Consider the following 24,792-nt stretch of genomic DNA (forward strand, 5'->3'; position numbering starts at 1 on the left):
GAGGGATGGATGGTGCGAGTATATGGCGTTGAGTTAAGTTTTAACAACAGGGCCGAGGTACTGAAGCTGCCGATCAACCCTTCCGAAATCAAAGTCAGTGAGTCCGGTCAAGGCAGCTCGTATGATGTGGCCGGGCTGGGCCAGATCAATGTGATTAAGGATCGGGGGTTGACGGAATACAGCTTTAGCGGCTTGTTCCCGGCCCAATGGTATAAGTTTGTGGCGACGGATGACCTGTTGCACCCGGTTGAATATATCAAGATGATCGAAAAATGGATGATCGCCAAGCGGCCGATCCGGTTTATTTTCACCAGTGACACTTACGACATTAATACACCGGCCAGCATCGAGTCTTTTACTTGGAAAGAGGTGGCCGGCAGCGGCGGAGACATTGAATACGATATCCAGCTTAAAAAATATGTTTTTTACGCCGCCCAGAAAATTACCCGGGAGACCACCAACGGGGGCGGCCAGGTACAAAAGAAAACGGCCAAAACCCGGCCCAATGATAAGCAGCAACCGAAGAACTATACGATGGTTGCCGGCGACAGTCTGTGGAAGGTGGCTCAGACGAAGCTCGGCAATGGAGCCCTTTGGAAGGAAATCCAGAAGCTAAACGGAATTAAGGACTCCGACCTGAAACGGCTGCCTGTAGGAAAGGTGCTGAAGCTGCCATGACCATGGCTGTGAAAATCATCAATCGGCAGGGGACCGGCAACGACGCCGAATGGGATGTTAGCGAAATCGTGAAAGGCCTGTCCTGGAAGACATCCCGGATCGGCAAGGCGGGGAGCGTTTCTTTTACGCTGATTAAAGGTTCTCCTTTTCAAACCACTAATTTTACGTACAACAATGGGGATATCGTGCGGGTCCGGGTGAATGACACGAATGTGTTCCACGGCTATATTTTCAGCATTGACGAGGGCCGGGACGAAGCCGTCAAGATCACCGCGTACGATCAGATCAGGTATCTAATGAACACCGACACCTACGTATTTACGGGCGTCACGGCGACGGAGGTTGTGCAGCGGATCGCCAAGGATTTCAATCTGAAGCTCGGGACGGTGGCTGATACGAAGCACCGAATCCCGACGATGACCGAGGATGGTAAAAAGCTGCTGGATATCATCGACAAGGCGATCACCTTGACCCTTCACCATACAGGCCGCGACTACTGCCTCTACGACGATTTCGGTTCGCTCTGCCTGCGCGAGGTGAATGATGCCGGGTTGGATCTGATTATCGGCGACGGCAGTCTGATGTACGACTATGAGGTTAAACGCTCGATCGACAGTGATACGTACAACCAGATTAAGTTATATAAGGACAACAAGGAGACCGGTAAACGTGAAATTTACATGGCCAAGGACAGCGTCAATATTAAGCGCTGGGGCTTGCTGCAGCACTACCAGTCGGTAGATGAAGACTACAACACGGCGCAGATCAGCGAGCTTCTGGATAAACTGGCCAAGCTTAAGAACCGTGAGACCAAGTCGCTTAAGGTAAACGCCCTGGGGGATATCCGCGTCCGCGCCGGCATGCGCGTCCGGATTATCATATCGGAATACGGCGTCGATCAGGCGCTGCTGGTGGATGAGTGTTCTCACGACTTCGACGGGGCGGTGCATACAATGACACTGGATTTGAGGGTGGTGTGAATGGCGGATTTACTAGGTACATTGAAAAAAGCTGCAACAGACGCCGTCCATGCCGGCAACCCTGTCGCAGTGCTGTTCGGCGAAATAAGCAAGGTGAATCCGCTGGAGGTAATCGTTGATCAACGGTTTACACTCACTGCGGATTTTTTGTATGTGACAGAACGCTTAACCCGATATGAAATCGATCTAAAACACAACCATACGTTTGACGGAGGAGTTACCCGCGATGCGTTGCCGGAAAAGATCGATCTCCAGCATAACCACACATTCGATGGCGGAATTGCCGGCGACGCGCTGCTGGACAAACTCGATTTAAAACACAACCACGCGTACAACGGTGGAATGACGGGGGACGCTTTGCCGGAAAAAATTGTGATCCGCGAAGGGCTGCAAGCCGGTGATGCGGTTCTGTTGCTGAGAGTACAAGGCGGTCAAAAATATGTCGTATGGGATAGGGTGGTGAGCGGATCATGATACCGGAAACAGACGAGAATCTGTTAAACGAGCCGTTAGTGGACCAGCCCATGCCGTCCCTGACTTGGCAAATTGATTTGGGCAGGGGACGCATCGCCGGGAAGACGGACGGCTTGGACGCCATCAAACAGGCGGTATTCAAGGTTTTCCAGACGGATCGCTTTTGGTATGACATCTATTCATTCGATTATGGCCACGAGCTAACGCTGCTGCTCGGCAGCAGCCCAGTATTTGCCCGGTCCGAGGCGAACCGGATGATTCGGGAGGCATTATTGCCTGATGACCGGATCGACTCGCTGGAAAATGTGGAGGTTGAAGTAGATGGCGATCGACTCATCATCCGTTTTACCGTGGTGACAGCGTACGGCAGTTTTGAGCAGGAGGTGAGACGTAGTGTATGAACACATGACTTTTGATTTTATACTGCAGCGAATGCTCTCCCGGGTACCGGATACGATCGACAAAAGGGAGGGCAGCGTTATTTATGACGCATGCGCACCGGCCGCGGCCGAGCTGGCCCAAATGTACATTGAATTGGACGTTAACTACACTCTTTCATTCGTGGACACGGCCAGCGGCGAATATCTGAGCCGGAAAACGGCTGAATTTGGGGTGAACCGCATACCGGCGACGCCGGCGGAGCGAAAAGCGATGTTTTACAACTCGGCCAATGACCTCATGGATGTACCTCTGGGTACACGGTTTGCGATTGCCGATTTGTCCTTTACGGTCAAAGAGAAGATCAGCACAGGCATATATAAAATGTCCTGTGAGACACCTGGCACGATCGGTAATACGCAGTTCGGTCCACTGTTGCCGATCGATTATGTGGCCAACCTGACCCGGGCCGTGTTGGCTGAAGTGCTGGTGCCGGGGGAAGACGAGGAGCCGGACGATGTACTCCGCAATCGATTTTACGAGACCGTCAACGAACCGGCTTTTGGCGGCAATGTCGCCGATTACAAGCAGCGGATCAATCGTATCCCGGGCGTCGGTGCGACCAAGGTTTACCCGGTCTGGCAGGGCGGAGGGACCGTTAAGTGCACCATCATTGCCGCGGACTGGACGCCTCCGTCGCCGGCGCTGATCGATGAGGTGCAAACGATCATCGACCCCACGGTCAATAGCGGTCAAGGATTTGGTCAGGCGCCGATCGACCATAAAGTGACCATTGCCGGAGTGACGGGCCTCCCGATCAATGTCGAGACGACGCTGACTCTAGCGACAGGAGTCACGCCCGGTCAGGTGCAGGCAGATGTTGAAGCTGTGATTGCGTCTTATCTGCTGGAGCTCCGGAAAGATTGGGCCAATCAGCAGCAGATCATCGTCCGGACCGCGCAGATCGATGCGCGAATCCTGACCGTGAACGGCGTCGAGGATGTGACCGGGACGACCGTTAATGGATCGGCAGCCAACTTAACGCTGGAGGCCGATGTGGTGCCGCAGCCGGGGACGGTGACCCTCCGTGTCTGATGATCGCATTTTGATCCATCTGCCGGCCTTTTACGGCGGCATTGAAGATTTTATCCGGCTGGCCGAAACGGAGACCATCGAGCTTGATTTGGCTCAGGGAGCCATCGACCAGCTTTTTGATGACCAGTTTGTTGAAACGTCCGCGCTGCAGGCGATCAAACGGCGCGAGCAGATGCTTGGCATCCAGGCGGACCCCACGAGAGAGACGCTGGAGTTCCGCCGGCGCCGCATTCTTAACCGCTACCAGACCAAACCTCCGTTTACCGTCAGATATTTGCAGCGGCAGCTCGACGCACTGGTCGGCAAAGGGATGACGATCGCGTCGGTGGACTATGCCAATCGGGTTTTGACGGTGACGGCCAACATTGACAATGCTAGCGTCTTCAAAGAGGTGCTCCGGACGATTGAGACGATCAAGCCGGCCAACCTCGTGTACCAACAAAACACGGCGCTAGAGGGAGCCGTTGCGCTGGAAGAGCATATCAGCGCGCGGGAAATGACATGGAATTACAAGCTGGACGGCTCTTGGAAGCTCGGGGAAAAACCATTCCTTACTTATGGACCGGAGGTGCCGATTAAATGATAGCTTCAAATTTGCTACACGATGTTGCCGAGTATGTAAATGGCCGGGTAGCCAAAGTGGTCATCAACGGGACTTATGTCATTACGAATTTTGAAGTAAAGGCTGTTACTAACAACGTGCTGGCTCTCAATTATGTAGTGCCGGTCAAAGAAGTATCTTTGATCACGTTGGTTGAGCTCAAAGACTCGACAGACGTCGTGTTTACGTCAAACGCTGTGAACATCCCGATTACGGCAGACCACCTAATGTTACAAACAATTGAATTTAAGGAGGGATTAAAGTAATGGCCAAAACGGATTGGACAATTTCAGATGTGGTTAAAGCACAAGACATGAACAACATCGGCGAAGAAATTAACAGCCTGAAAAATGCTATAGATAATATTCATATCCCGGATGCAGGCCTGACCGAAAAAGGTATCACAAAGCTCTCCAACGCCGTGAATAGCACCAGCGAAATTGAAGCTTCGACGCCGAAAGCCACGAAAACAGCATACGACGCAGCAGTGGCGGCACAAAATACAGCGAACGCTGCAAATACGGCTGCTGCAGATGCGCAGAACTCGGCGAACGCGGCGAATTCTGCCGCTGCTAACGCTCAGGGAATGGCTAGCGCGGCAAGCAGTGCGGCTGTTACCGCTCAAAGCAAGGCAGATGCCGCCAGCAACGCCGTAGGTCCCCTCTCAAGCCTGCTTACGTCGGCAAAGGGGAACGCGGTTGCCGCCATAAACGAGGTTTTTCAATCTGGAGTTGACGCTAAAAATCAGATTGTGGGCGCCGTCAACTCCAAGCTAGGCGCAGGAGCGTCCACAAGCGATCCGTGGGCTACTATAGCTCAAAAGATCACAGACTCGAAAGCGGTACGATCTATCTTTGGTTTTGGATCATCTGTGGAGTGGGGTATCCAAAGAAATGCCGGATACGCAAGTGCAAATTACCCGCCAAGTTATTATAGGGTTGAGCTAGATTTAGGCTCCGGGACCGACACTAAAGATTGTTATCTATATACCCTAACACCTATAGACTTTACTGGCGTGACACAACTCTATTGCCTCGGAGTACAGCAAATCAACAGATTGGGCAGCGACATCGCTAGGGTGGTTGTTGACCCGGTGCAGCACGGAAGTTACAGCGGAGGGAGCGTCATCGCATCGAGTGATATACCGTATCATGGTAGTGGATATCGGCAAGAGTTCAATATATATACAAAAGGATTAACTGGTTGGTACTATTTAAGAGTACATGCTAGAGGGGTATCAGGAAAATTGTGGTTAGAGAAGATGTTGCTAAATTGACCAAAACAAAGGGGAGATATACATGATCAGGATGTTTAAAAGTAATAAAGGCTTATGTCGAAGCAATCGAGTTTAAAGATTTTAAATTGATTTAGGAAATTATCCGGTTTACGGGAATGGTGGCCACAGTGAAATTCGATATGAATGGCTCATTCGATCGATTACTATCGAAAACGGGAAGAAGCCTGTCGTAGCCATTCCAGGACAGTTCATCTACAAAAACAACACCGGGGCCATTGGAGTTTTAAGACACGCTCGGCACTGAGGTAGACTGGGACACAAGACAAAGACGGTCATGATTACAAAATAATGGATAATCATAAGGCCCACTAACCAAAATGGGAGGTGGGCTTTAACATGTCTTTAAAAAACGTTAAATTCATACATCAAATTGTTGTGTTACAAGCAAGAGTATGGATATTTTCAAACTGTATCTGGGGGCTCAGTTTTTGAGGAGATCTGATTATAATACCGTATGCCTCTTTTGACTATGTCACTCTTTTCTAAATCCTAACAACCATTTCTGTATATTATCGCCCTCTAGCTTTATTGGTTCGTCTTCTGTTCCAACAAAAATATACTGAGCTGATACTTCCTCAATTCCTTTTGCATCTTTAAAACTTGTCCCGCATAGAAGTGCTCCATCAAATATAGCGCTTGTTAGATCCACATTGTAAAAATTTGCATGACTTGAATTCGCTCTTCGAAAAGAAGCACGGTGCATATCTGATCCGGATAAGTCAGCAAAGCTAAGATTTGCGTCGTCAAAAGACGCCTTTATACCAAGGCAATTTCTCAAAATTGAATTTTTTAATGATGCATAATCGAATACAGTTTTGCTCAACATACATTCCGACAAATTCGATTAATCAAACGAAGAACCTAAAAAGTAGCAATCGCTCATATCATTATTTGTCAGGAAGGAGTTGCTTGCGTTTGAATCAACAATTTCAGAACAACTTAGATTAATCTCTGTTAGATTTAGTTCACATATCTCTTTTTTTACTATTTCTAACTTTCTTCCACTTTTCCCATCCGACTGTGCCCAGAGGTGATGGCTCAAAAACATATCTTTAATATCCATGCAATACTCCTTTTCGGGCATACCTCTGAATAACAATTAAAAATATACTTAGGTTATTGTTTTAAAATAAACTACAGCATATTTTCCCGCCTTAAACTTTCCAAAAGTCTCCGGTCAATATATAAGTCTGTTATTACTGAAAAATCGTCTGAATTGTTGTGGAGACCATGCGACAGTATAAATTTTTCTCCGTTATCCATAACTATCTCAACACCAACCACATTTGGTAATTCGGCGAGCAAGGCATTTTGCGGATCGCGCTTAATAATATTTACCATCCTTATTTTCTGCCCTACTATTCGGCTCCAATAGGAATTGCTGTATTGTTTATCCAGGGCACTAATAGCGTAGAGTTCTGGATCGTTTTCGAGGGGCTCATTAGTGGTGTAGCCTATATCATCTTTTTCAACCCATGTAATAACCGAATTTTGCGATGGGTCGCTGGCGGCCCCAATGACTAACCCCGATTGAAAATACATTAACACTGGTCCTGCGGTTAATGAGAAAACGTCTTCTTCTTCAATCTCACATTGCTCTAAGGCATCACTACCTTCCCACCAGCTAAATCTTGTCAATTGGCAAAGCGTCTGATTTTTATAATTTGAAACAACCTATTTTTATCAGACGGGAAAGAACTTAATCTAATGTCTGCATTCATTGAGTTCCCTCATTATCAACGCGATTCTCTTTTAGCAGTTTCAATAAGTAGATCTATCATTCTCAAGTTATTCTAAGTCTGCTTTGAGTCTCGGCCTGTATTAATGCTCTCAGAGGATGTTTCTGTTCAATAAGAATTTTTAGCTTGATAAGAAAAGGCCGACTTCGGCACACCCTGACCAAAGACGACCTATGAACATCACTATATTGTTAAGAATGAATCTTCTCAAGGAAGTCCTCAAGAACTTTTTTTACTGGTAAGCCTACTTTAGGCAGCAAATCACGTACCAGGCCTGCAATAATACAACCATAATCGTACCATGAGTCCTCAGAGGTATCGGCAGATAATAGATTATCCAATTCTTTATACATTTAACATCCCGAATCTCTTCTTTAGATTTTGTCTTTCTAGGTTATATAAGCTCTCTCTTACTCTAAGAGTTAAATATCCTTGAGTTCTATTTTTTCAATTAGCCCCCAATTTACACCATCCTCAAGTTGATAGTCCAGCTCTTCTAATAATTTAAATCCTTCTTGTTCGATTCCTGAATCATGCCCATAAACTTGAAAGTACCGTTCTTTAAACTGTACATACCAATAATAAATACTGTAATAAATACTTTGTTTATCCAGAGGGATTGCGCTAACATTGTTCTTTAAATAAGAATAATATGCCAACAACTCGTTTAAATGAGCATCATTTATAGAATCATTGTAGAAATTCTGTAGTTCTTCATCAGAAATATATTTCTTAATTTCTTCTTCCTTTAAAATTCTCATACATCTCACCCCTAGTGACTATTCAGGAAAGAACCTCACATCAATATCGATTTTTCTAGAATTAAATAAGTTTGTCAATTGTTCTACAGCCTTCTCATCAGATACTAACCATTCTACCTTATAACCTGCAGTAACTGCCGCCTCTTGCTGTCTTAATGCCTCTTGTACTACTTTATTCTTAGCAAATTCAGGTAGTTCATCAACGTGATAGAATGATTTCGGTTTTATTATAAGCTTGCCATCCTGCAAAACATCCTCTAAAAGGTTCTCAAACTGTACATACCCCCCTTTTGGATGAGGTAAATAATAACTTTCGTTGTTAGGATTTATTTTTAGTTCAAAGTCATCTACTCTTGGATTATTCTGAGGTATTCTTTCACCAAAGAAACCTTTACCATATGGACGTGCATTAATATCATTGATGCCCCATTTTATCTTTGTATTATATTCGGGGGTTTTTGGCGTCCCCCCAACTCCCCGCTCCCTCTCCTCAATAAACTTCAGGTAATTCTCCTGCGCCGGGGTTCTGGGGAGGACGATATCATCGACGCTCGTTCCGGGGATGGGGGCCATCATGCCCCCGGAGGTCAGTCCTCTTTCGACCTTCACCGAACCGGAAATCTTCGGCAACAACTCAGCCAATTTCTTCGACGTCTTCGCCGAAATCTTGGCGCCGGATTTGGCCGCTCCGCTTACCAGCGTTAGCGCCATAACGGCTTTGGTCAAAGCGCGGCCATAGGTTACGCTCTCTTCGTAGGTGGCTTTGCCGCTGAAGATTTTGTCGGACAGCTCATTGATTTGTTCAAAAGGAACGACGAATTCTTGGGCTAACCCTTCGCCGACTGTATTTTTAACGTCATCGTAGGTGATCTCGCCGCCGGCGATCGCTTTACCCAGATCGTAATATCCCGGGATGGTTTCTGTCCAGAACTGCAGGCTGGTTGGCTGAACGCTTATTGCGTACTCAATCAAATCTTTGGCATCTTCACCAAGTTGCTTGACGATGCCCTCCCCGACGCCTACCGTCGTGAAAGCCGTGCTCATTCCGCGGGTGTCCAGGTCCGGATTATTGCGGATGCCCAGCCCTCTCTCGGCATAAGCCAATTCCAGCAGCTCTTTCGTAATTTTGCCGTCCACTTCAAATTGGTAGCCGTCCAGGCCGAACATGTCCCGGCGCACCGCGGCCACGGAACTGACGGTATTCGCAATGTGTTGGTAGCCCGCGACCGCGATCAAAAATTCCTCGTTGTACTTTCCGGTGATTTCGCCGTGATAGATGTTCATGTCTTTCAAATATTGCTGCAACTTGCGAATGTCTTCCTCGGGAACCTCCCGGTTATACGTATCAAGTTGTTCCTGAAGATTTCGTCTTTGCTCGGCGGCCTTAAGAACAGCAGCTTCGATTTGATCGTAGTGGCTACGCGCCCATTCCCGGTACACGGCGTTCAGCATTCCGGCTGCGATGACAAGCCGCAGTTCGCTTTCCTTTGGCATTGGGGATCTGTCCTGTTTGAGCGGATTGTATGCGCAGGCGTCCAAAGGCGAGCCTTTTTGGAACTCCGCCAAGCTGACTTCTTCCTTGAACCACTCCTGCGATACGCCTAAATCGGCCAACACCTTGCGATACTTCTCAGCCTCTTGATGGGTCTGCTCCATGTACATCCGGTTTCCATATACCATGTAAATACGGTAGGCCGCCTGGCTGCGGGCGATTTCTTCGAAACTTTTCGCGATAATCTCGAGTTCTCTTCTTGCGTTCAACTGCTCCTCTGCACTTCCGGTGTCCAAGCTAGCCAAAAGAGCAGCGATCCGCGCATCTTCTTTGACCGGGGCAAGACGGCTTTCAAGCGACCATTCCTGAATCTTCAGCAAAGACTCTTTGATCAACTGCAGGATGGAGGGATACGCTGCCGTAGCCGTCTGTGGGCCCGCTCCATCCCCTGCCGCAATGCCTGCAAACCGGTTCAACCCGCTCTGGAGCAGCCCCTTTAAAGTAAACACCGGCGGTTTCTTGGCACGGGTTAACGCCAGCATCTCTTTTTCGGTTTGGCGATATTGGCCGGCGGCCATCGTCAGAGCTTTCGCCTTGCTCCTCATATGATCGTCCAACTGCATCGACAGCGACATGATCTTTTGCAGCCGATCCCTTGCCGCCCGCGCCGCCGAGCGCACGTTATTTTCATGATAAGCCGATTCCACACTGCCGATCAGCCGGTTCAGTTCCCGGTACATCCCGGTGTTTGTCTCTTCAAAGGTCTGCCTTAACCGGTCCAGTTGGCGAGACAACTGCTCGATTTGATCGGGATTTACCTTTTGCAACATGCTTGATCTCCGCCTTTAGGTGGACGTATGTACTCGGTAAAATTTACCACCACCCAGTATATTCACGGGTATTCTACCAATATGAACCAGGCCGGACAATAGATACATCGTACAAATTTCGTTATACGAAAGTCCCATTATTGCGGCTCAACATGGTGTGCCAACCGCAGGCTATCCAATCGACTAACAATCGACTAACAGCCGATTAACAGCGAACAGGACCGCGAACATGACGTTCACGGCCCTGTCTTTTGCTCACCCGATTCCCCGCATCAGCGTTCCTCACCCGAATCCGCCTATCAGCGCTTTCCGCCCAACAATTTTTCCACAAGCCAAGGTTTGATCACGGGCAACACCACGTCAGGCTGCATTGCCTTTGTATGATCCATGCCGCTCCCCGGCATAATTTCAACATCCCACCCCGCTTGCCCCAACAGACTCTGGTTCTTTTTCAAGCGCCCAACGATGTCGACCGTAACATTGCCGAAGTTTTCGCCGTAAACGATTGTGTCCTGCTCCCCGGCAAAAGCGAGCTTGGGAATCGGCAGCTTCTCCAGTACGCTTCGGCCGTCAAAGCCTATCAAGCTACGGTACAACGTCATAAACTGCTTGGTTACGGACGGATCGATCGTGACGTTGACGTTATCCCAATCGAAATCCGCCGGATTTTCGGAGTCCGCTTGCTGGGGAACCGCATTTTGCTTTTGCTGCAGCGCTTGCTGATAGGTTTTTTCGGTGACGGCCAGCATTTCACGGTACGGCCCTTCGCAAGGCGGGAAGCCACCCATGATCAAACTTTCCAAACGATCCGTCCTGACCGCCAGCTGCAATCCAGCAAGCGCCAGCCAGGAATATCCGTAGTAGCTAAACTGCCGGATGTTCATTTCATCCGCGATGTGCAGGAAATCGTTCACGATATGCTCCGGGGTGAGGTAGTCCGGAACGGGATTTTGAAACAAGTGCCCTTCATAATCGAAAAATAAAACCTGAAACCGGTCGGCGAGCCCTTCTACCAAGCGCTTTCCCAATTCCGGGTCAACGCCCCACTGCTTTAAACTTTCGGCCTCTTGACCGTATACCGGTTTTTTGGCGACGGGCAGCATGATCGTTTTGGGGTTCGATTGTCCGGCAAGCAGCCCCACTTCGATGACTGAATTATCGGGCAGAGTTATCGTTTTTTTCAACACAAATCACTCCTTAGGGCGGTTATATTATCATCGTATAACATTCATGCAATCTTTCGCTTTGCCGCTCATCATGCCTTGGTATTCGTGTTATATTAATGGTCAATATTAACGCAGCACTTTAGGGTTTAACTTTAATCTTTTCACTGGGGGGGCAGGAATGAACGAAGTATATACACCGAAACAAATAGCAAAAATGTTAAACATCAGCACCACAACTTTGCGAAGATACGAGGAACAGGGGCTAATTCCACATGTCCATAGAACGGCCAGTAACCGCAGATGCTACCGGCCTGTTCACGTACAGGCTTTCACCGTTATCCGAATGTTGCTTCAAGGGTATGACATCCCGGTGGTCTATGAGGCGATGCAAAATATTAAAAAGGGGAACACGGTGGAGGCTTTCTGGTTAATCAACCGGCAACTGCACATCCTACAGGAGGAGAAGCATAGAGTTGAGGAAGTTTTAATGATGATCAAAAACGCGGATTTCTCCAAATACTGCAACGTCAAGGTTACGGAAACGATGAAAATCGGGGAAGTTGCCGCGTTGGCCGGCGTTAATCCTTCGGCGATCCGGCACTGGGAGAAGGAAGGACTGATCAAATCGGAGAGAGAGCGGGGGAACGGGTACAGAATGTACACCACATCCGAACTGAAGAAAGTCATTGTGATCAGCAGCCTGCGAAAAACGATCCATTACATCGAAAATATGAAACAGTTGCTAAATGAACTCGAAACACAGCACTACACGAAAGTGGAGCGGTCTTTTCAACTGGCTCTGCAAAAATTAAATCATCAACTTACGACTCGATTCCAAGGCATCGCCGAATTGATGAAATATGTAACTTTTTATCGTGAGCAAACCTCGCCTGGGCAAACTTGACCTCTCCCGAATGCCGTATTCCTCAGCCCTTCCGGTCAGCTCAAGCCCGGCAACAAATCTCTCATCAGCCGCTAAAAAGAAGGAGGTACAAGCGTATGCTTGTTTTCTTTACCCTCATTTGCCTCGTGGTGCTCATCGCCGTCGGCTTCGATTTGTTTATGAAGCTGTACCCGCCCTTTGGCGGCAAGCCGTCGCCCGCAGAGATGGAGCGTTACCGGCAGTCTCCCAACTATAACGGAAAAAAGTTCGAGTACCCCCTGCACACACAGTTGATGGCGCCGCTCCCCGGCAGTCTTCTAACGGCTCTGCGCGAATACCTGCAACGCAAACCTCATCTGAGGCCGGACCGGCCCCTCCCGCAGGTCAAGCTGGATCGGCAGGCGATTGAAGGGATCAAGGAGGACACGGTGATCTGGTTTGGCCATTCGGCCCTGCTGCTGCAACTTGGGGGGACGCGGATGCTGCTGGACCCGATGTTTGGTCCCTCTTCATTTCCGATCAAGGGAATGGGCGGAAAAAGGTACAACCAAGAGCTGCCATTCGGCGGCCTGGACGAGCTTCCGGCAATCGATGCCATCGTTTTGTCGCATGATCATTACGATCATCTCGACTACGGTACGATCAAGCGGTTGAAGGACCGGGTGACACGGTTTATCGTGCCGCTGGGCGTCCGCTGTCATTTGGAACGGTGGGGCGTCGCGCCCGAGCGGATCAGCGAACACGACTGGTGGGATGAACTGGAGTTTCAAGGCGTTCGGCTAGCCTGTACGCCGGCCCGTCATTTTTCCGGCAGGGGGCTGTTTAGCCGCGACGGCGGACTATGGTGTTCGTGGGTCATCGCGACGCCGGAGACGAGGGTGTATTACTGCGGGGACAGCGGGTACGGACCCCATTTCAAGGAAATCGGCGAAAAATACGGCCCGTTTGATCTCACCTTAATGGAGTGCGGCCAGTATGATGAACGGTGGATTGATGTCCACCTGCTTCCCGAGCAGACGGTGCGGGCCCATCTGGACGTCAAAGGGAACGTGCTGCTTCCGGTGCATTGGGGCGCGTTTACGCTGGCGATGCACAGCTGGTACGATCCGGTGCGTCGGCTGACCGAAGAGGCCGGGCGGCGGGGCGTCCCGATCACAACGCCGAAAATCGGGGAGCCCGTCAAGGTGGGCGCGTCCGAATATCCGGCCGAGGCGTGGTGGAAGTAGCGATGGCGGGCAGAGGCGGACGCATAAGCAGGAGCTTTTCCTTGAGGATGAGGGCGATCAAGATTGAAATCTACGATCCCTTGCGGAAAAGCTTTTTTTGTGCGGGCAGAGTGCTGTCCAGTGCTGCTCAATACTGCTCTGTGTTGCGTGCCACCTAGTGCTGCCTAGTGCTGCCTAGTAGCCGCTTAGTGCCGCCGAGCGAAAATAACGCCCTTTTTCGGCGCTATTTTCGTCATTGAGCGGAAGCTGGGGCTAATAGAGGACTTTTTGGTCGTTATTTCAGTGGGCGGGTGGTCTAAGGCTAATATCTCCGGGCCCCGGGGGAAATAGGAACATAAATGTCCGCTATTTGGAGAACGGAGGGAAAATCCGTCCCAATAGCGACATAAATTACCGTTATTTCCGGGGATATCGGGATCAATGGTGTTATGGCAGGCCATGAAAGGCCACGGAAGGCCGAATCTCGTTTATCTTTGGGCGCCATGACTTTTTCTCCAGCCCAAAAGACCGGACAGGCCAGCTCAAAGTAGCCGACTCATCAACCAAAAGGACTCGACTCATCAGTTCAAAGGACCGGAACCACTCGGTCCCGGCCCCTACCATACGGCATGCGGCGACAGTTTCGTTTACAGCTTAACCCAGGCCACCAGCCCGTCGGGCTGATCCGGGTTGATGCCGTGGCGTTCTGCGCTGGTCAGAGCGGCGATTTGCGGGATGAAAATGAACGGAATGCCCCGCACCGCAGCGTCCAGCGGCCGCTCCGTCGTGATCGCGAGGTCAACGATCTCATGCGGCACTGCCGCCGCCCGATCGGCAAACGCGATCACGGTGGCGCCGCGGTCTTTGATATCGCGCATCAGGTTGCGCTGATGGTCGATGCCGGTATCCGACAGGGCCGCGATCACTAGCGTATCCGGTCCAACCGTCACCATCGGTCCGTGGCGGACATCAAGGAGATGGTAGGCGTGCGCTTGCGTCTTGGCGATTTCGGTCAGGGCGATCGCGCCCTCGGCGGCCAGTCCCTGCAGCTCGCCGTCCGCTAGTACAACGGCGTTTGTCCAGGTGAAATCGCACACCCGGCGGATGCCGTCCTCCACGCGCGCCATGTAGGCTTCGCCCTGGTGAATAGCCGTCTGCATATCGGCAATCAGCGCCTCGTCTCCGGCCAGGAAGGCGGCGAGCAGGAGGTTGGCCGCATACAGGTTGACGACTGTGCGGGTCTGGCAGACACTATGGTCAAAAGCCCACGGCAGTTCGAGAGAAAAATCGGCCGTTAAGGAAAGCGGAGAATCTTCCACACAGGAAATTGCCAACACGGGAATGCGCTTTTCATCGGATTGGATCAACCGCAACGCTTCAACCACCTCGCTGGTGCTGCCGGACCGTGACGGCGCGATCGCCAGGGTGCCCGCCAACATAGGGCGGTAGCGGTCAGCATGGAGCATCAGGTCGCCGGCGGCCAGGGAAACCGCAGGCAGTCCGGCGCGCAACCGGAAGGAGAAGGAGGCCGCTTCGCTCAAGCAGTAGCTGGAACCGGAGCCAACGAAGGTCACAGAGTTCACCCCTTGCGCTCGAACAAATGCCGTAAACTCAGCACGCTTGGCCAGCATATAATCGTAAGTCTGCTGCAAGGCCTTGTATTGGCCTTTTATTTCACTGTACGTCAAACTCATAAAAGGTACCTCCCGTAAATGAATTAAAATGACGCTTTATGTCAATTCTATAATCATTTCGATCAAAAATGCAATAAAAAAGATTGCTTCAATCAATAAAACGGAATAAAATTTGCGAACTGAGCAATAAATTTTTACAAAATGATTGATTTAATCAAAATAAACGATTATTATGATCACAAGCACAAGATTCATCCAAGCATCAATCATCCGATTTATCAACCGGCAGTTGCAATCATTTGTCTATGTGGACCGATTCAAAAATAACGTGAACGTTGGTGTGCCGTGGATCGACCGCATACAGCTTACCGCATACCGCACGAAGGCTAACGGACCTGAACGACCTTATTTGCCAGAAAAGACGCCGTTTTCATTTCTAACGGACAGGAGAGCCTCTATTTGCTCAAAAAGTTCGGATACGTGCTCATCCATGCCCAATAAGGTCTGTGGTGTCCGTTAGGATTAGCTTTGCTGTCGCACCAGTCTCACCACTCACGTTATTCCCGAATCGCCCCACTCACGAAAGGAGGGCGTTAAACTCGTTCAAACCGCCGCCAGCCGAGCCCAAATAGGTGGGGGCAATGCCATCGCATAAAAGGGGTTGCCAGGCCCGCGTATAAAAGGGGCACATGGCCTTTTGTGTAAACGGGCTCTCAACGTCTCTTTCCAATAACGAGGCCCTGGTGCTCCCTTCACACCCGCTGCGCGGCGAAACCTTTTAAGGGGGAAAGGATATGCCACTTATCTCGTCTACTGAAATGCTGCAAGCGGCCCGCAGGGATAAATACGCCGTCGCCGCCTTTAATGTGCACACCCTGGAGATGCTTCAGGCGGTCGTTGAAGCGGCGGTGGAAATGGACTCCCCGCTCATTATTCAATCGACGGTGGGCACCGTCAAACATCTGGGTGCGGATTACCTCGCCCATGCGGCCAAAACCGCGGCGGACCGGACGGGTCTGCCCATGGCGCTGCATTTGGACCATTGCACGGATTTTCCGACGATCATCCAATGCATCCGCGCCGGTTACACCTCGGTTATGATCGACGCCTCCATGTTTCCTTTTGAGGAAAACGTGGAGCGGACCAGCAAAGTGATGGAGATCGCCAAGGCCTCCGGCGTAAACGTGGAGGCGGAGCTCGGCAAGGTCGGCGGTGTCGAGGATGACATTGTCGTCGATGAGCGGCAAGCGTCGTTGGCCGATCCCGAAGAATGCGCGCTGTTCATCGAACGCACCGGCGTACCTACGCTAGCGCCCGCGATCGGAACCGCCCACGGCATTTACAAGGGCCGGCCGAACATTGATTTTGGGCGGATTGCGCGGATCGCGGACCGCGTGTCCGTTCCTTTGGTGCTGCACGGCGGGTCGGGCATTCCGGCCGAGCAGATCCATCAGGCGGTCGCGCTGGGGATGTCCAAGGTGAACATCGCCACCGAATTGCGCATCGCCTTCTCCGACGCGATCAAAGGCGTGTTTGCGGCCGATCCCGAAGAAAACGACCCGCGCAAATACATGGTTCCGGCGAAGGAAGCGGTCAAACGGCTGGCAATGGAAAAAATGCGGCTCTGCGGCTCCGCCGGAAAAGCGGGGAAAACCGGCACGACCATAGCAGCAGGAAAAACAACCGCAACGAGCGACACGACCGCAACATCCGGGATTGTTGACGCAACCGGAACAACCGGCAAGGCCGGCGCAGCCCGATGATCACCACGGTCACACTCAACGCAGCCATCGACCGGACGTGTTACGTCGACAGGTTCAGCCTGGGCCAGGTGCACCGGGTGGCCCGGCAAGTAGATGAGCCAGGTGGCAAAGGCAACAATGTCGCCAAGGTGATCCGCCAGCTAGGCGGCCAGGTCACCGCCACCGGCATCATCGCCGGCGCGAGCGGCGCGTTCATTGAACGCGGCCTGGCCGAACGGGGCATAGAGACCGCTTTTGTCCACGCCCCGGGAGAGTCGCGGGTCTGCCTCAACATCCTGGATGAGTCCAGCGGAAGCTCCACCGAACTGCTCGGGCAAGGACCGGCCATGACGGAGACGGAGGCAGCCGCAATTAAGGAAACGCTGCACGATCTGGCCCAAAATTCCAGCATAGTCGTGCTCTCCGGCAGTTTGCCCGCGGGCGCGCCGGAAAATATGTACGCGGAACTGATCGGCATCGTCCGGTCCGCCGGCGCCAAGGCCTTTCTGGATACCGGCGGAGCGGCCTTCAGCGCCGGGCTGACCGCGTCGCCCCGCTTCGTGAAGCCCAACGAGCAGGAACTGGCCGGATGGCTGGGACGCGAACCGCGGGAGCTAAGCGAATGGGTCCGGGCTGCCCAACTGCTGGCCGATCAGGGAATCGCCGAGGTGTGCGTCACGCTGGGCAGCCGCGGAGCCGTGGCGGTTCTGGATGGAGCGGGGTATGTGGTGACGCCGCCGGCCATTCGTCCCGTGAATACCGTGGGCTGCGGCGACGCTTTTGTGGCCGGCATGGCGTATGCGGAGGAACGCGGCGATTCGGCCGCAGACAGACTGCGCACCGCCGCTGCGGCGGCCGCGGCCAATGCGATGTCCGCCAAAGCGGGGGATATCGATTGCCATCTTTTCCGGGAGTACGAGAGTCAGGTACAAATCATAGCTTTGTGAAGGGGCCGGCAAAAGCGTGCGGAAGCGCGTTTTTCTAACGGATTTTGCAGCAGGATGCGGGTTCATTTCGGCGTATTGCAATCTATCCTTTCATCCTCCACAATAGAGCTAACACGGGCTGTACGGCTCAGATATATCAAAGAGGATGTTCAAAAAGTCATCTTTTGATCACGAAGTAGAATCAAGGAGCTTACTAGACATCGAATCTTGAATTCAGCCGGGTGGGGCGGATGCTTCCGAAGCATGTTTCCTACGGAAACGTTTCAGTTGCTCACGTAGGATCTTCCTATGCTCCGCTGCTCAGTCCCTAAGCTTCTTTCGACCTAAAGCGTTTTGAAAAAACGTACATCGGAAGCATAGGCTTCGGTGCTGAAAACCTGACTTTTTGAACTCGCATTTAAAGGAGAGAGCTATGCAATATTCAAAGGGTGAGCTGCGCAGAGCGAAAACGCTGGAACTGATTAAGGCGCACGGAAAAATATCGCTGCAGGAAATTATTGAAGCCGTCGGCTGCTCGGAAGCGACCGCAAGACGCGATTTGGACGTGCTGGAGAAAGCGGGCGGGATTATCCGCACGAGCGGCGGAGCCATTTACGAAGGGGCGCTGACACCGTCGGCGGCGGAGCTGCCTTTTGCCGCCAAACGCGATTTCAAACGGCAGGATAAGGAGCGGATTGCCGAAGCCGCGGCCGCCCTCGTTCAGGAGGGAGACATTATCTGCCTGACCGGGGGAACGACGACGTTTTTTATTGCCAAAGCGTTGAAAAAACACCGCAATATTACGATTGTCACCAATGCGGTGAACATCGCTTTCGACCTGGCCGACGCCGAAGGCATTCAGGTTGTGGTGATCGGCGGCGTAATGCGGGCCAAAAGCTACGAGCTCAGCGGTCCGCTGGCGGAGAATGTGATCGATAAAATCAACATTACCAAAATGTTCCTCGGGGTGGACGGCGTATCGCTGAATCATGGCTTTACGATGCATTCCGAGCTTGAAGCCCGGATTGCCCAACTGATGATGGAACGTTCCAGCGAAGTGTATGCTGTATTCGATCAAAGCAAGCTGGAGAAGAGCGCTTTGTTTACCATTACTCCCCTGAATCAGGTGACGGGGGTAATCACGAATAAGCAGCCGGAGGGATGGTTTGAGCAAGCGTGCCGGGAGCAGCAGATTGCCGTATATACACCCTTAGACCACACTGCTCCTATTTAAAGAGGTTGTTCAAAAAGTCATCTTTTGATCACGAAGCAGCAGGTCAGGAAGTGGTCTCGACGTCGAATCTTGAATTCAGCCGGGCCTTCCGGTGCTCACGTACCCAAAACGTACGCTCCGCTCCTGACGTCCCTAGCTTCATCCAACCTTCTCGGTGCTGAAAAGCCGACTTTTTGAACTCTCACTTAAAGGCGCCCCAATTCTCAAGCAACCTCCCCTTCAAATGCTGGCTAATTTGCAGGAGATAAGGGGGATATGCGAATGCGGTTTTCGAAGTTTATGCTGATCATTGCGGCGGTTTGCGTTGTATTCGCCGCAGCGGGCTGTGCAGGCCCCTCCGCTTCCGGCGGCGATACATCCTCAGGCACGGAAGGCAAGGTGAAACTGGTCTTTTGGAGCCATCAGGAAGATGCAATTGTAAACGCATACAAAAAACAGATCTCGAAGTATCAAACCTTGCACCCCGATGTGACGATCGAATATCAGACTTTTCCTTATGACGTGTACAACCAAAAGCTGAAAGCTTCATTTTCTGCGAACACACCGCCCGATATCGCCGAGCTGTTCGGCACTTGGGTTCCCGGATATTCCAAGAACGGTCTGCTCGTTGAAATCCCCGATAGCGAAACTGTACAAAAAGCGTACTATGACGCACCCCTCGGCGGGTATTTGCGCGATGGCAAGCTGTATGGTCTGCCGCTTGAATACAACATTGAAAACGGCGGCATGCTGATCCACCCGCAAATGCTGAAGGAACAGGGCTTCGACCAGCCGCCTTCCACCTGGGCGGAACTGGTCGCTTACGCCAAAAAGCTGACCGTCCGCGAAGGCAATGTCATTAAAGTAAAGGGTTTCGACTTTGTATCGTCGGACAATATCACGTTTACTTTTCTGTCGCTGATTCTGCAGCAGGGCGCCGGTTTCTGGGGAAAGGACGGGCATGTGAACTTCCACACTCCTGAGGCGCAAAAGGCGATGTCCGCTTTGGTCTCGCTCGTGGCCGACGACAAGGTCGCCGATTTGACCACGTTTGGAGGGGAGCTGGATACCTCCGATTATTTTTTCCGCGGGAACTCGGCTATGACCTATCGCGGCCCTTGGACGATATCCGCCGGATTGAACAACTATAAGGTCAGCGATTTTGAATATGTGCCCGTACCGTCCTTTACGGAGAACCCGCCCGCCTTTGCCGCCGAATCCGGCTGGGGCCTTGCGGTGGCGAAGGAAAGCAAGCAGCCGGAGGCCGCGCTTGAGTTTATCCGCTTCATCACGGAGAAGGACAACCTTGAGGAGTGGAATACGGACACCTTCACCGTTCCGGCCAAAAAAGAAATCGCCGAAGACCCCGAATTCCTGAAAAACAATCCGTATATGAAAACCTCGCTGGAAATTTTGTCGCTTGGCCAATGGATCGGCCCCGTAGCGGACCGCGATTACTTCTTCAAGCAGGTCAACGACCATTTTCAGCTGATGGCCGGCGGAAGCCTGAGCGTGGAGGACGGATTGGCGAAAATCGAACAGGCCATCAACGATAATCAGGATCAACATAAGTGAATAGGGGTGTTCGGGCATGAGTGTTGTTGTACCGACCGACAAGACGGGTAAGCTAAAATCGGCGGGAAAAGCGGCGGGATACAGAGCCAAGCGGAGGTTCATCCTCATTTCATTGGTGCCGGTCCTGCTCCTGTTTGGGGTGTTTGCGTTTCTTCCTATCGCCTGGAGCCTGGGCTTGTCCGTTTTTAAGTATGACCCGCTTAGCTCCAAGGCGCTGTTCGTGGGGGCGGACAACTATATCCGCATGGCCCGGGACGCCGTTTTTCTGAAGTCGCTATGGGTCACGTTCAAATTCGTAACGATCACCGTGCTGATCAATATTGTCATCACGCTGTTGATCGCCTCGGCCATTCAGCGGGTCAGAATCCCCTGGCTCAAAAGTTTGTTCCGCACCGTGTTTTTTCTTCCGACGATCGCCCCGCTGGCGGGAACGGCCATCGTATGGAGCACGATGTTCAATTACAACAACGGCTTGTTCAACATCCTGCTGGCCAAGCTGCATATGGCCCCGATCCAGTGGCTCAGCGATCCGCATTATGCGCTTTATTCCGTCATTATGATGACCTTGTGGGCCGATATCGGCTATAATATCGTTCTTTTCATCGCCGGGCTGGATTCCATTCCCGACATGTACTATGAAGCGGCGATTCTGGAGGGCGCGGGCAGGCGGCATATCTTTTTCCACATCACGCTGCCGCTGCTGCGCAGAACGCTGCTGTTCGTCTCCGTGACCACGGTCGTTTCCTATTTCCAGGCCTTCCCCCAGTTCCAGATCATGACGAAGGGGGAGCCGTTCAACGAGACGCGGGTGCTGGCGCTGCACATTTACGATCAGGCGTTTGCCAATTCGAATATGGGGTACGCTTCGGCGATGGCGACCGTGTTTCTTATGATCATTTTGCTCGTGACCTTGCTGCAGCTGAGATGGGGACGCACCCAGTGGGAGCATTGAGAGGGGGAAAAGAAGCCTATGCCGTATAAACGCAAGTATTGGGACGGGGTTCTTATCGCTGTCTTGGCCATTGCAGCCTGTATCATGCTGCTGCCTTACGCCTGGATGGTGCTGTCTTCGCTGAAAAGCAATATGGAGATCGTCTCGGGCACCGGCGGGTTGTTTCCCCGGCAGCCCAGCCTGGAGGGATACCGGACGGTGTTCCGCGACGCGCCGTTTGTCACCTGGCTGTTCAACAGCTTGGCGACCTCCGTCATCATTACGGTCATGACCTTGTTCACCAGTTCCCTGGCCGGATATATTTTTGCCAAACATCGATTTAAGGGAAAGAGACTGTTGTTCATCTTGATCCTGGCGACGATGATGATTCCGTTCCAGGTGATTATGATCCCGACTTATCTCATTACGGCAGAGCTGGGGCTCGTCAACCATCTGATGGCGATCGTTCTGCCCAATCTGGTCAGCTCCTACGGGGTGTTTCTGGCCAAGCAATTCATAGAGGAGATTCCGCAGGAGCTGCTGGAAGCGGCCAGAATGGACGGCGCCGGCGAGTTCAGGCTGATGCTCCGCATCGTTTCGCCGCTGATCCTGCCGATGCTGTCGGCCCTGGGGATATTCACGTTCATGAACTCCTGGAACAACTACCTGTGGCCGCTGATTGTCTTGAATGATGAGAGCAAAATGACCGTTCCGCTCGCGTTGGTCTATTTTAACGGAACGCATATGGTTAATTACAACGTCGTCATGTCCGCGGCGGTTCTGATTACATTGCCGGTTATTATTGTGTTCCTGATTTTCCAGAAGCAATTCATAAAAGGCCTGACCATGACAGGCATGAAATAAGGAGCGAGGAGAAGAGATATGACGAAAATTTCAATTATCGGCGCAGGCAGCGCGTTTACCCGGGACATCGCCATGGATATCCTGTTGATCCAAGGTTTGGAGGGCGGCACGATCGCCCTGGTCGATATCGACGAGCGGCGGCTGGAGCTGGCGCGCAGGCTGGTGCTCAAAATCGTGGAAATGACGGGGAAACGGTGGGAGGTGATCGCCTCTACGGACCGCAGGGAGGTCATCGGCGGCTCGCAATTTGTGATCAACCAGATTGAGGTCGGCGGGCTGGAGACGGTTCGCTACGAATATGAAATTCCGCTGAAATACGGGGTTAATCAATGCATTGGCGATACGTTGGGACCAGGGGGGCTGTTTAAAACGCTGCGCACGCTTCCCAGTTGGATCGAGATTGTCCGGGACGTCGAAGAGCTGTGTCCGGACGGCATAATTTTGAACTATACCAATCCGATGTCCGCAGTTACGCTGCTGACTTCCCGCATCACGGATTTGCCGGTGGTCGGCCTCTGCCACTCCATCCAGAACACGTCCGCACAGCTGGCGGAATATGCCGGGGTTCCTTACGAAGAAATGCATTGGAGAGCCGGGGGGATCAACCACATGTCCTGGTTCGTGGAGCTGACCCATGCCGGGAAAGACCTGTATCCCGTGCTGCTGGAAAAAATCAAGGACCCCGAGCTGCTGCGGCAGGATCCGGTCCGCTTTGACGCGATGAAATATTTGGGCGCTTTCGTCTCGGAATCGAGCGGCCATTTCTCGGAGTATATACCTTACTATCGAAAGCGCCAGTCGCTTATCGATTTGCACTGCAATGCCGGCTATAACGGGGCCACGGGTTTCTATGCCGATAATTGGCCGATCTGGCGCAAAGAGAACGATGAAGAGATCGTTCAGCAGCTCGAAGGCACGCTGCCGCTCGAAATGCGGTCGAGCAATGAATACGCGGCGGTGATTATCGAAGCCGTATTGAATAACGAGCCGAAGGTCATTTACGGCAACGTTCCGAACCGGGGGCTGATCGAAAATCTGCCGGCGGACGGCGTGGTCGAGGTGGCCTGCCTGGTCGACCGCAGGGGCGTGCAGCCTACGCGTTTCGGGAGACTGCCGGAGCATCTGGCCGCATTGTGCCGCTCGAACATGGCCTTTTTTGACCTGGCGGTGGAAGCCGTGCTCCGGAGCGACAAGGACATGGCCCGCCACGCGCTGATGGTGGACCCGCTGACCGCGGCCGTTTGCTCCCTGGACGAAATCGGCCGCATGTTCGAAGAGCTGTATGAGGCGGAACAAGGCTTTGTTCCGGTATTGAAATGATGCGCTCCCAAGGGGCTCAGGAGACAAAGCCCGTTGTTGTTGTCGCCGGCGAGCTGAACGTGGACATCATTGTGTCCGGCGGGGATGTCATGCCGGAATGGAACCGGGAGAAGATGGTCGACGGGTTCGAGGTCGTGCTTGGTTCCTCCTCGGCGATCACGGCCTGCGCGCTGGCCAGCCTGGGGGCGGACGTGAGGTTCGTCAGCGTGGTGGGGGACGACGACTTCGGCGCCTTCTGCACGGGCGAACTGCGGCGGATGGGCGTTAACACCGAGCATGTAACCCGGCTGCCGGGCGTGAAGACGGGCGTGACGCTTTCCTTCTCTACGCCCGCCGACCGCGGGCTGCTAACCTACGCCGGCAGCATCCCGCTGCTGACCCCGGAGCATATCCCGGACACGCTGCTGCGGCAGGCCCGTCATCTGCATTTCGGCTCCTATTATTTGCAGGACGGCATGAGAGCGCATTGGCTGGAGCTTTTTGCACGGCTGCGCGCGGACGGGACCAGCACGTCCTTTGATACGGGCTGGGATGTGGCTAACCGGTGGGATCGCGACGGCATCGGCGCGCTGCTGGCGGAAACGGATCTGTTCATTCCGAGCGAGGATGAACTGTTGCATATTTTCCCGGCCGACCGGGTCGCCAGTGTGCTTGAGTCCGAGCTTCCTCCGGTGGCGGGGATGGTGGCGGTCAAGCAGGGCTCCAGAGGCGCGTCGCTGCGCCGGCCTGACGGAAGCGTGATCTCGGCCGGGCCGTACGCGGTGACCCCGGTGGATACAACGGGTGCGGGCGATTGCTTCAACGCGGGAATCATTTACGGATATCTGCTCGGCCGCCGCGGTGAGGAGCTGCTGCGATTCGCCAATGCCTGCGGGGCGCTGTCGACGCTAGGCCTTGGCGGCACCGGGAGCCTGCCCACGGTGGAGGCCGTCCTCCGTTTGCAAGCAGGACAGGCGTAGTGAATTTATGGTATAATGACTATACCAAACAAAGGGAGATGAGGAATCA

General features: G+C 52.4%; 25 protein-coding genes. 18 read left to right on the forward strand and 7 right to left on the reverse strand.

Annotated features, from left to right (window positions below):
- The first annotated feature begins 9 nt into the window (after positions 1–9).
- From NYE74_RS04895 to NYE74_RS04930, 8 genes are read left to right on the forward strand one after another with little or no spacing between them, the layout of a single operon-like run.
- The gene (locus NYE74_RS04895) at positions 10–678 is read left to right on the forward strand and encodes a LysM peptidoglycan-binding domain-containing protein (protein WP_036618716.1); all 669 of its coding nucleotides are present in this window, start codon (positions 10–12) and stop codon (positions 676–678) included.
- The gene (locus tag NYE74_RS04900; protein ID WP_082207616.1) at positions 675–1,658 is read left to right on the forward strand and encodes an XkdQ/YqbQ family protein; all 984 of its coding nucleotides are present in this window, start codon (positions 675–677) and stop codon (positions 1,656–1,658) included. The genes NYE74_RS04895 and NYE74_RS04900 overlap by 4 nt, the downstream gene beginning before the upstream one ends.
- A complete protein-coding gene (locus NYE74_RS04905; RefSeq protein ID WP_124332342.1) occupies positions 1,659–2,132 on the forward strand; it encodes a DUF2577 domain-containing protein in 474 nt (157 codons plus the stop codon).
- Positions 2,129–2,533 carry a DUF2634 domain-containing protein gene (locus tag NYE74_RS04910; RefSeq protein ID WP_036618721.1) on the forward strand — a complete coding sequence of 135 codons (405 nt, stop codon included), beginning with the start codon at positions 2,129–2,131 and terminating at the stop codon, positions 2,531–2,533. Before NYE74_RS04905 ends, NYE74_RS04910 begins: the two co-directional genes overlap by 4 nt.
- Complete coding sequence (locus NYE74_RS04915) at positions 2,526–3,605, forward strand: baseplate J/gp47 family protein (RefSeq protein ID WP_036618723.1); 1,080 nt, start codon at positions 2,526–2,528, stop codon at positions 3,603–3,605. Before NYE74_RS04910 ends, NYE74_RS04915 begins: the two co-directional genes overlap by 8 nt.
- Positions 3,598–4,188 carry a putative phage tail protein gene (locus tag NYE74_RS04920; protein WP_036618726.1) on the forward strand — a complete coding sequence of 197 codons (591 nt, stop codon included), beginning with the start codon at positions 3,598–3,600 and terminating at the stop codon, positions 4,186–4,188. The genes NYE74_RS04915 and NYE74_RS04920 overlap by 8 nt, the downstream gene beginning before the upstream one ends.
- Positions 4,185–4,472 carry a hypothetical protein gene (locus tag NYE74_RS04925; protein ID WP_036618728.1) on the forward strand — a complete coding sequence of 96 codons (288 nt, stop codon included), beginning with the start codon at positions 4,185–4,187 and terminating at the stop codon, positions 4,470–4,472. The genes NYE74_RS04920 and NYE74_RS04925 overlap by 4 nt, the downstream gene beginning before the upstream one ends.
- The gene (locus NYE74_RS04930) at positions 4,472–5,482 is read left to right on the forward strand and encodes a phage tail protein (protein ID WP_036618731.1); all 1,011 of its coding nucleotides are present in this window, start codon (positions 4,472–4,474) and stop codon (positions 5,480–5,482) included. The genes NYE74_RS04925 and NYE74_RS04930 overlap by 1 nt, the downstream gene beginning before the upstream one ends.
- Before the next feature lie 493 nt (positions 5,483–5,975).
- Here the strand turns inward: NYE74_RS04930 and NYE74_RS04935 are convergent, their stop codons facing one another.
- From NYE74_RS04935 to NYE74_RS04960, 6 genes are all read right to left on the reverse strand, one after another.
- A complete protein-coding gene (locus NYE74_RS04935) occupies positions 5,976–6,341 on the reverse strand; it encodes a pentapeptide repeat-containing protein (RefSeq protein WP_304363941.1) in 366 nt (121 codons plus the stop codon).
- 6 nt (positions 6,342–6,347) lie between these two features.
- Entirely contained in the window at positions 6,348–6,566 is a 219-nt protein-coding gene (locus NYE74_RS04940; protein WP_036618733.1) for a hypothetical protein, read from the reverse strand.
- Between the two features lie 71 nt (positions 6,567–6,637).
- Positions 6,638–7,141, reverse strand: coding sequence for a hypothetical protein (locus NYE74_RS04945; RefSeq protein ID WP_227872800.1), 504 nt, complete (start codon positions 7,139–7,141; stop codon positions 6,638–6,640).
- Positions 7,142–7,664: 523 nt separating this feature from the next.
- The gene (locus tag NYE74_RS04950; RefSeq protein WP_036618736.1) at positions 7,665–8,003 is read right to left on the reverse strand and encodes a hypothetical protein; all 339 of its coding nucleotides are present in this window, start codon (positions 8,001–8,003) and stop codon (positions 7,665–7,667) included.
- A gap of 18 nt (positions 8,004–8,021) precedes the next feature.
- The gene (locus NYE74_RS04955) at positions 8,022–10,325 is read right to left on the reverse strand and encodes a hypothetical protein (protein WP_124332344.1); all 2,304 of its coding nucleotides are present in this window, start codon (positions 10,323–10,325) and stop codon (positions 8,022–8,024) included.
- A 299-nt stretch (positions 10,326–10,624) separates the two neighbouring features.
- On the reverse strand, positions 10,625–11,509 hold the full coding sequence (locus tag NYE74_RS04960; protein WP_036618743.1) for an alpha/beta fold hydrolase: 885 nt from the start codon (positions 11,507–11,509) through the stop codon (positions 10,625–10,627).
- A gap of 160 nt (positions 11,510–11,669) precedes the next feature.
- Between NYE74_RS04960 and NYE74_RS04965 the strand changes: the two genes are divergently transcribed.
- Together NYE74_RS04965 and NYE74_RS04970 are read left to right on the forward strand one after the other, a co-directional pair.
- Positions 11,670–12,395 carry a MerR family DNA-binding transcriptional regulator gene (locus NYE74_RS04965; protein ID WP_036618746.1) on the forward strand — a complete coding sequence of 242 codons (726 nt, stop codon included), beginning with the start codon at positions 11,670–11,672 and terminating at the stop codon, positions 12,393–12,395.
- 95 nt (positions 12,396–12,490) lie between these two features.
- Complete coding sequence (locus tag NYE74_RS04970) at positions 12,491–13,600, forward strand: MBL fold metallo-hydrolase (protein WP_036618749.1); 1,110 nt, start codon at positions 12,491–12,493, stop codon at positions 13,598–13,600.
- Between the two features lie 626 nt (positions 13,601–14,226).
- Here NYE74_RS04970 and NYE74_RS04975 read toward each other — a convergent pair.
- Complete coding sequence (locus NYE74_RS04975; protein WP_278738235.1) at positions 14,227–15,273, reverse strand: SIS domain-containing protein; 1,047 nt, start codon at positions 15,271–15,273, stop codon at positions 14,227–14,229.
- Positions 15,274–16,007: 734 nt separating this feature from the next.
- Here NYE74_RS04975 and fba point away from each other — a divergent pair.
- From fba to NYE74_RS05015, 8 genes are all read left to right on the forward strand, one after another.
- Entirely contained in the window at positions 16,008–16,976 is a 969-nt protein-coding gene (gene fba, locus NYE74_RS04980) for a class II fructose-1,6-bisphosphate aldolase (protein WP_082207618.1), read from the forward strand.
- On the forward strand, positions 16,973–17,902 hold the full coding sequence (locus NYE74_RS04985) for a 1-phosphofructokinase family hexose kinase (protein ID WP_051985183.1): 930 nt from the start codon (positions 16,973–16,975) through the stop codon (positions 17,900–17,902). Before fba ends, NYE74_RS04985 begins: the two co-directional genes overlap by 4 nt.
- A gap of 412 nt (positions 17,903–18,314) precedes the next feature.
- Positions 18,315–19,115, forward strand: a complete 801-nt coding sequence (locus NYE74_RS04990; RefSeq protein WP_036618755.1) for a DeoR/GlpR family DNA-binding transcription regulator — start codon at positions 18,315–18,317, stop codon at positions 19,113–19,115.
- A gap of 261 nt (positions 19,116–19,376) precedes the next feature.
- Positions 19,377–20,669, forward strand: coding sequence for an ABC transporter substrate-binding protein (locus NYE74_RS04995; protein ID WP_341004600.1), 1,293 nt, complete (start codon positions 19,377–19,379; stop codon positions 20,667–20,669).
- A 16-nt stretch (positions 20,670–20,685) separates the two neighbouring features.
- Entirely contained in the window at positions 20,686–21,621 is a 936-nt protein-coding gene (locus NYE74_RS05000; RefSeq protein ID WP_036618761.1) for a carbohydrate ABC transporter permease, read from the forward strand.
- A gap of 18 nt (positions 21,622–21,639) precedes the next feature.
- The gene (locus tag NYE74_RS05005; RefSeq protein ID WP_036618764.1) at positions 21,640–22,464 is read left to right on the forward strand and encodes a carbohydrate ABC transporter permease; all 825 of its coding nucleotides are present in this window, start codon (positions 21,640–21,642) and stop codon (positions 22,462–22,464) included.
- A gap of 18 nt (positions 22,465–22,482) precedes the next feature.
- Positions 22,483–23,784: an alpha-galactosidase gene (gene melA, locus NYE74_RS05010; protein WP_036618768.1), complete on the forward strand. Its 1,302-nt coding sequence runs from the start codon at positions 22,483–22,485 to the stop codon at positions 23,782–23,784.
- Positions 23,784–24,743: a carbohydrate kinase family protein gene (locus NYE74_RS05015; protein ID WP_124332346.1), complete on the forward strand. Its 960-nt coding sequence runs from the start codon at positions 23,784–23,786 to the stop codon at positions 24,741–24,743. Before melA ends, NYE74_RS05015 begins: the two co-directional genes overlap by 1 nt.
- The last annotated feature ends 49 nt before the right edge of the window (positions 24,744–24,792 follow it).

The organism is Paenibacillus sp. FSL P4-0127 (genome assembly GCF_038007325.1).
In the GTDB taxonomy this organism is placed as follows: Bacteria; Bacillota; Bacilli; order Paenibacillales; family Paenibacillaceae; genus Fontibacillus; species Fontibacillus macerans.